The sequence below is a fragment of the Candidatus Accumulibacter vicinus genome, from assembly GCF_000584955.1.
Classification (GTDB): domain Bacteria; phylum Pseudomonadota; class Gammaproteobacteria; order Burkholderiales; family Rhodocyclaceae; genus Accumulibacter; species Accumulibacter vicinus.
Window position 1 is genome coordinate 30868 of the sequence record NZ_JDSS02000004.1, and the last position, 6229, is coordinate 37096.

Consider the following 6229-nt stretch of genomic DNA (forward strand, 5'->3'; position numbering starts at 1 on the left):
TGGGGAGGGGAGATTCGTGAGTCGCATACGCGACTTTCACATTAACACCATGACCCTCGACGAAAGGAGCTGGCAAAAGAAGCTGGCCAGAAAACGCAAAGCGCAGGCGAGCAGAAGGTCGCTGCCACAGCGCAGCCATATGCCCTCTGCGGCGCAGGCGGCTGATCTGCCAATCCACAGTTCCATGGTCGCCAGGGATTTGCCCAAACTGGGTCTCGGCATGGCTGGACTCGCCCGTGCGCTGCCCAATGGCGACCTGGCCGTGTCTTTGTTTCTGGTCGACACTTATTGTCTGGGCGTCAAGGACGCCTTTTTTCGTGTGCTTTCGCAGGAGGAATGGGCGCAGATGGCACAAGGCGCCCAGCTCGAAAAGGTCCATCCAAGCTGTCTGCGCAAGCTCGTCGAGGGCGCCGTCGCATATGCCCGGGATCTGGGCTTCCCTCCACATGCCGATTATGCTCGTGCGGCCCAACTTTTCGGGAGCATCGAGGCGGCAGTGTGTCCGGTCCGGTACACCTATGGCCACAACGGCAAGCCGCTTTACATCAGCGGACCAAACGATACCCCCGCGCAAAGGCGACGAATTGCGAGCATACTGACCCGGCGACTCGGTGCCGACGGGTTTCACTCGATGACCGCAACCGAACTGCCGGCAGTGACCGAGGGGGGTGGATTCGGTGAGCAGCGAGGGTTCTGATCCCGAGATACCCTACCACTACAAAAGCCAGAATTCCCGGTGAGAACAGAAAGGAAGCGCATGGCCAAGCCATCGAAAGCGAAATTCTGCTGGCAAGACCCTTTGTTGCTCGAAGCGCAACTGAGCGAGGACGAACGACTGTTGCGCGATGCAGCGCGTGACTACTGCCAGGGGAAATTGCTGCCGCGCGTTCTCGAATCCTTTCGTCTCGAACGAACCGATCCGTCGATTTATCTGGAAATGGGCGAGCTGGGACTGCTCGGCGCGACGATTCCGCCCGAGTACGGCGGTGCCGGACTCAATTATGTGAGCTACGGTCTCGTTGCGCGCGAGGTCGAGCGCGTCGATTCGGGTTTTCGCTCGATGATGAGCGTGCAGTCTTCACTGGTGATGCTGCCGATCCACGAGTTCGGGAGCGAGCAGCAGAAGCGGAAGTACCTTCCCCGGCTGGCGCGCGGCGAATCGATCGGCTGCTTCGGACTGACCGAGCCCAACCACGGCTCCGACCCGGGCAGCATGGAGACCCGGGCACGTGCGGTGGACGGCGGCTACCGGATCTCGGGCAACAAGACCTGGATCACCAACTCGCCGATTGCTGATGTGTTCATCGTCTGGGCCAAGGACGACGCCGGCGCAATTCGTGGCTTCGTCCTCGAGAAAGGCATGCCGGGTCTGTCGGCGCCACCCATCCATGGCAAGGTCGGTCTGCGCACGTCGATTACCGGCGAGGTCGTGATGGACGAGGTCTTCGTACCGGCAGAGAACGCTTTTCCGGAAGTGCGGGGGCTCAAGGGACCGTTCACCTGCCTCGATTCGGCACGCTACGGCATCGCCTGGGGTGCGCTCGGCGCCGCCGAGTTCTGCTGGCACACGGCGCGCCAATACACGCTCGATCGCAAGCAGTTCGGCCGCCCGCTGGCCGCCAACCAGTTGGTCCAGAAGAAGCTAGCCGACATGCAGAGCGAAATCACGCTGGCCCTGCAGGGTTGCCTGCGCCTCGGGCGGATGAAGGACGAAGGCACGGCGACGCCCGAGATCACCTCGATCATGAAGCGCAACTCCTGCGGCAAGGCACTCGACATCGCTCGCATGGCGCGCGACATGCTCGGCGGCAACGGCATTTCGGATGAGTACGGCGTCATCCGGCACCTGGTGAACCTCGAAGTGGTCAATACCTATGAAGGAACGCATGATGTACACGCGTTGATCCTCGGCCGGGCGCAAACCGGCATCGCCGCTTTCTGAAGCCGCTGGCGATGTCGTCGACAAGCGTCCCGAACAGCGGCGGAGAACTTTCGCGGTTCCCGGAAAAATCGCCTTAGGTGATTTCCGGGAATCAAGATCCCGAACAACTACCGCAGCGGCTTGTTATTCTGGCCATGAGCCCGGCCTGTCGCCATGACTCTTGGTACGGCTTTTTGCGGAAATCACCTTATATCGCCGACTCGTCGAGTTCGCCGGTGCGGATGCGCACGACCTGCTCGACGGTGCTGACGAAGATCTTGCCGTCACCAATCTTGCCGGTACGCGCGGCCTTGACGATGGCGTCGATGGCGTTGTCGACCGCGCTGTCGGAAACGACAATCTCGATCTTTACCTTGGGCAGGAAATCGACCACGTATTCCGCTCCGCGATAGAGTTCGGTGTGGCCCTTCTGGCGGCCAAAGCCCTTGACTTCGGTGACGGTGAGGCCGGTGACGCCAATCTCCGACAGAGCCTCGCGGACTTCGTCGAGCTTGAATGGTTTGATGATCGCTTCAATTTTTTTCATGGCCTCTGCTCCAGGGAAGATCGTAAGGAAATCGTATCAGAAATCAGGCGTCCGCAAGTGATCGGTAGACTTGCGATTGCCATCAGTAGAGGTCGCGGTAGCGGTTCGTGATCGGATAGCGCCAATCCTTTCCAAAACCGCGCTGCGTGACACGGATGCCGACCGGCGCCTGCCGTCGCTTGTATTCGCTGATCTTGAGCAGATGCACGACGCGGCGCACATCGGCTTCGGCATGACCGCGGGCAATGATTTCACGAGGACTGAGATCCTTCTCCATGTACGCCTCGACGATGGCGTCGAGCACTTCGTAAGGTGGCAGGCTATCCTGATCGGTCTGGTCGGGTTTCAACTCGGCCGATGGCGGGCGGTTGATGATCCGTTCAGGAATTGCGTAGGCGACCGTATTGCGCCAGCGCGCGAGACGGTAAACCAGCGTCTTGGCAATGTCCTTGATCACCGCGAAGCCCCCGGCCATGTCGCCGTAGAGCGTGCAGTAACCGACCGCCATTTCCGACTTGTTGCCGGTGGTCAGTACCAGCGAACCGGTCTTGTTCGAGATCGCCATCAGGATCATGCCGCGAATCCTGGCCTGCAGGTTTTCTTCGGTGGTATCGGCCGGCAGACCGGCGAACTGCTTGTCGAGCATCCCGCCGAGCGTCCGCATCGCCGGTTCGATGGCGATTTCGTCGTAGCGTACGCCAAGCAGGCGGACCATCTCGCGCGAGTCCGAGAGGCTGATCTCGGCGGTGTATGGAGAAGGCATCATCACCGCACGGACCTTGTCGGCGCCCAGTGCGTCGACCGCGATGCACAACGTCAGTGCCGAGTCGATGCCACCCGACAGGCCGATGATGGCGCCGGGAAAGCCGTTCTTGCCGAGGTAATCGCGGACTCCGAGGAGCAGGGCCTGATAGACCTCGGCTTCGAGGCACGGCGCCGGAACGATGGTGCCCGGCTGTGGCTGGCCATCGACAAAGTCAACGAGGCCCAGCGCCTCCTCGAACTGTGCCCACCGGCAGCAGAGCGCACCTTGTGAGTCCAGTACGAATGAGCCTCCATCAAAGACCAGTTCGTCCTGCCCGCCGGCCAGATTCGCGTACACTACCGGCAGGCCGGTGCTGGCGGTGCGCTGACGCAGGACCTCGGTGCGCCGCTCGCGTTTGCCGATGTGGTAAGGCGAGGCGTTGAGGACCAGCAGGATCTCGGCGCCAGCCTGTCGGGCCAGATCGGCCGCACCGGCTTCCCAGACATCGGCGCAGATATTCACGCCGCAACGCACGCCCTTGATCGTCAGAACACAGGGGGCGTCACCGGAGTCGAAATAGCGCTCCTCGTCGAACACCTCGTAGCTCGGTAGCCGCTGCTTGTAATAGGTGGCGACCCGCCTGCCGTCGTTGATCAGCGTCGCCGCGTTGTAGCAGCGTAGACCGCGTTTCTCCGGGTGTCCCACGAGCACCGCGATGTCAGGCAGGCTGGCGGCCAGGGTAGCCAGTTCGCGATCGCAGGCTGCGCAGAAGTCGTCGCGCAGCAGCAGATCCTCAGGCGGGTAACCGCAGAGCGCCAATTCCGGTGTCAGCAGCAGGTCAGCGCCCTGTCGCCGAGCGCGTTCGGCAAAATCGAGGATGCGTGCACGGTTTGCGGCGAAGTCACCCACTGTAACATTGATCTGGGCAATCGCAATTTTCAGGGACATGAGAGCAAGTACCCGCGAAAGGGGCGCGCGCGCTCCATGCAGCGTGCGCAGTGGAATCGTTCAGAGAGGTTCAGAATGCCGGCTTCTCTTTAGCGTTCGCGTAGGCCCTGACCCCGTCGATGATTTCCTTCTTGGCTTCGTCACTGCCGAGCCAACCTGCGACCTTGACAAATTTGCCAGGCTCGAGATCCTTGTAATGGGCAAAAAAGTGCGAGATCTGGTCAAGAATGACCTGCGGAAAATCGCGCGGGGATTCGATGTCACGATACATCGACGTCAGACTATCGACCGGGACGGCCAGCAGCTTGGCATCCGGCCCGGCCTCGTCTTCCATCGCCAGCATGCCGATCGGGCGGCAGCGCACGACCACGCCGGGGGGCAGCGCAAACTGGCTCACCACCAGCACATCGACCGGATCACCGTCGCCGGCAATGGTGTGCGGGATGTAGCCGTAGTTGCACGGGTAGTGCATGGCAGTAGACATGAAACGATCGACAAAGACCGCACCGCTCTCCTTATCCACCTCGTATTTCACTGGATCGGAATGCATCGGAATCTCGATGACGACATTGAAATCGTTGGGGAGTGCCTTGCCGGGCGGCACGCGATCTAAGCCCATTGGCGTGATCTCTCTGCTGGTTGCGGGAACTGCGATTATAACTGCCTATCGGCACAGTGGGCACCGATGGTTACTTGCGGTTTGTCGATTTGTGAACTAATCTTTTTTAAAGCAATATGTTGTGAGTGTTTTTTTGCGGGCCACGCTGGCGGCTGGTGAAGTCCGCCATGAGCTGCCGATCGAAAACGGTCGAGAGCTTCCGTGTCCATCCATTGAAAGGAGAAAGTCATGTCACAGCAAGCTACATTTTCGGCTGCCAGTGCGAGCGAGCCTGAGCAGACGACCGGGCGTTATCTGATCACTTTTCGTGAAGACGATGTTGCCAAAGGTTTGGGGGCAATCGAGAAGCGGGCTGCAGTCGCTGGCCTGCCGAGTGCAGCCGATTTTGCCGATTCGGCGATTGATATGGAGCAGGTGGCGAAGGCTGGCGGAGCAGTCTTTCCCACATTGGGAATTGCGCTGGTCACCCTTGATCCCGATGCCCTGAACAGCCTGATGGCGGCACAGGCAGAAGACGGCGACGGTGCGATTCTCGATATCGAACCGGAGCGTATGTTCTACGCCATCGGCGAGAGCGGTTCGTTGTCTGGTGATTACCTGGAGGGTTATCGGGATGCCGTCGACAACCTCTACCAGAAGGCTATGGCGGTGGCCGCCGAGGAGCGATTGGGTGCCATGGCAACGTTTGCTGACGATGCATTATCGACCTGGGGTCTGAAAGCGACGCGCGCGATCCACTCGTCGCGCACGGGCAGCGCCATGAAAGTGGCGGTGCTCGATACCGGCATGGACCTGCAACATCCTGATTTCCGAGGGCGGCGGATCGTCACCAAGTCCTTCGTCTCGGGGGAAGCCGTCCAGGACGGGCACGGGCACGGAACTCACTGCATTGGGACCGCCTGTGGATACAAGGATGCCGGCGGCCGGCGCTATGGAATTGCCTGGAAAGCGGCCATCTACGCGGGCAAGGTCTTGAGCAATGCAGGGAGCGGGTCGAGTGCGGGCATCATCGCAGGCATGGAGTGGGCGATCAATAGCGGCTGCCAGGTCATCTCGATGTCGCTCGGCAACACCACCTCGACTCCCTCTACCGCTTACGAAACCGTGGGTCGTCGCGCGCTGCAGAAGAAATGCCTGATCGTCGCTGCAGCGGGCAACCACCGGTCTACAGGCACTGTTGGGCAGCCAGCCAACAGCCCTTCAATCATGGCTGTCGGCGCAGTGGATAATGGGCTTCGGCTGGCATCGTTCTCGTGCGGATCGGGACCGGCTTCGGGAGCCAATGTAGATCTGGTTGCTCCAGGGGTTGCAGTCTATTCATCAACCAAGCTGCCGACGCGATATGCAAGCTGGAATGGTACCAGCATGGCGACGCCGCACGTAGCCGGAGTTGCGGCCCTGTGGGCGCAGATGTCGGCGGCCAACCGTGGCGCTGCGCTATGGCAGGGG

The 6229-nt window shown here is 60.8% G+C and carries 6 protein-coding genes; 3 read left to right on the plus strand and 3 right to left on the minus strand.

Features of this window, described 5'->3' with window-relative positions; translation table 11 throughout:
* Together CAPSK01_RS00315 and CAPSK01_RS00320 are read left to right on the plus strand one after the other, a co-directional pair.
* A partial coding sequence (locus CAPSK01_RS00315) for a hypothetical protein (RefSeq protein ID WP_273702793.1) occupies nt 1-697 on the plus strand: 697 nt, incomplete at its 5' end.
* A gap of 60 nt (nt 698-757) precedes the next feature.
* Nucleotides 758-1942, plus strand: a complete 1185-nt coding sequence (locus CAPSK01_RS00320; protein ID WP_034920836.1) for an acyl-CoA dehydrogenase — start codon at nt 758-760, stop codon at nt 1940-1942.
* Nucleotides 1943-2129: 187 nt separating this feature from the next.
* On the opposite strand, the gene CAPSK01_RS00325 is transcribed toward CAPSK01_RS00320, so the two are convergent.
* From CAPSK01_RS00325 to ppa, 3 genes are all read right to left on the minus strand, one after another.
* Complete coding sequence (locus tag CAPSK01_RS00325) at nt 2130-2468, minus strand: P-II family nitrogen regulator (RefSeq protein WP_034920839.1); 339 nt, start codon at nt 2466-2468, stop codon at nt 2130-2132.
* Between the two features lie 82 nt (nt 2469-2550).
* Nucleotides 2551-4161 (minus strand): NAD+ synthase, encoded by a 1611-nt coding sequence (locus tag CAPSK01_RS00330; RefSeq protein ID WP_034920842.1) that lies wholly within the window; start codon nt 4159-4161, stop codon nt 2551-2553.
* Between the two features lie 70 nt (nt 4162-4231).
* On the minus strand, nt 4232-4780 hold the full coding sequence (ppa, locus tag CAPSK01_RS00335) for an inorganic diphosphatase (protein WP_034920843.1): 549 nt from the start codon (nt 4778-4780) through the stop codon (nt 4232-4234).
* Between the two features lie 228 nt (nt 4781-5008).
* Between ppa and CAPSK01_RS00340 the strand changes: the two genes are divergently transcribed.
* On the plus strand, nt 5009-6229 hold a 1221-nt coding region (locus CAPSK01_RS00340), incomplete at its 3' end, for a S8 family serine peptidase (RefSeq protein ID WP_273702794.1).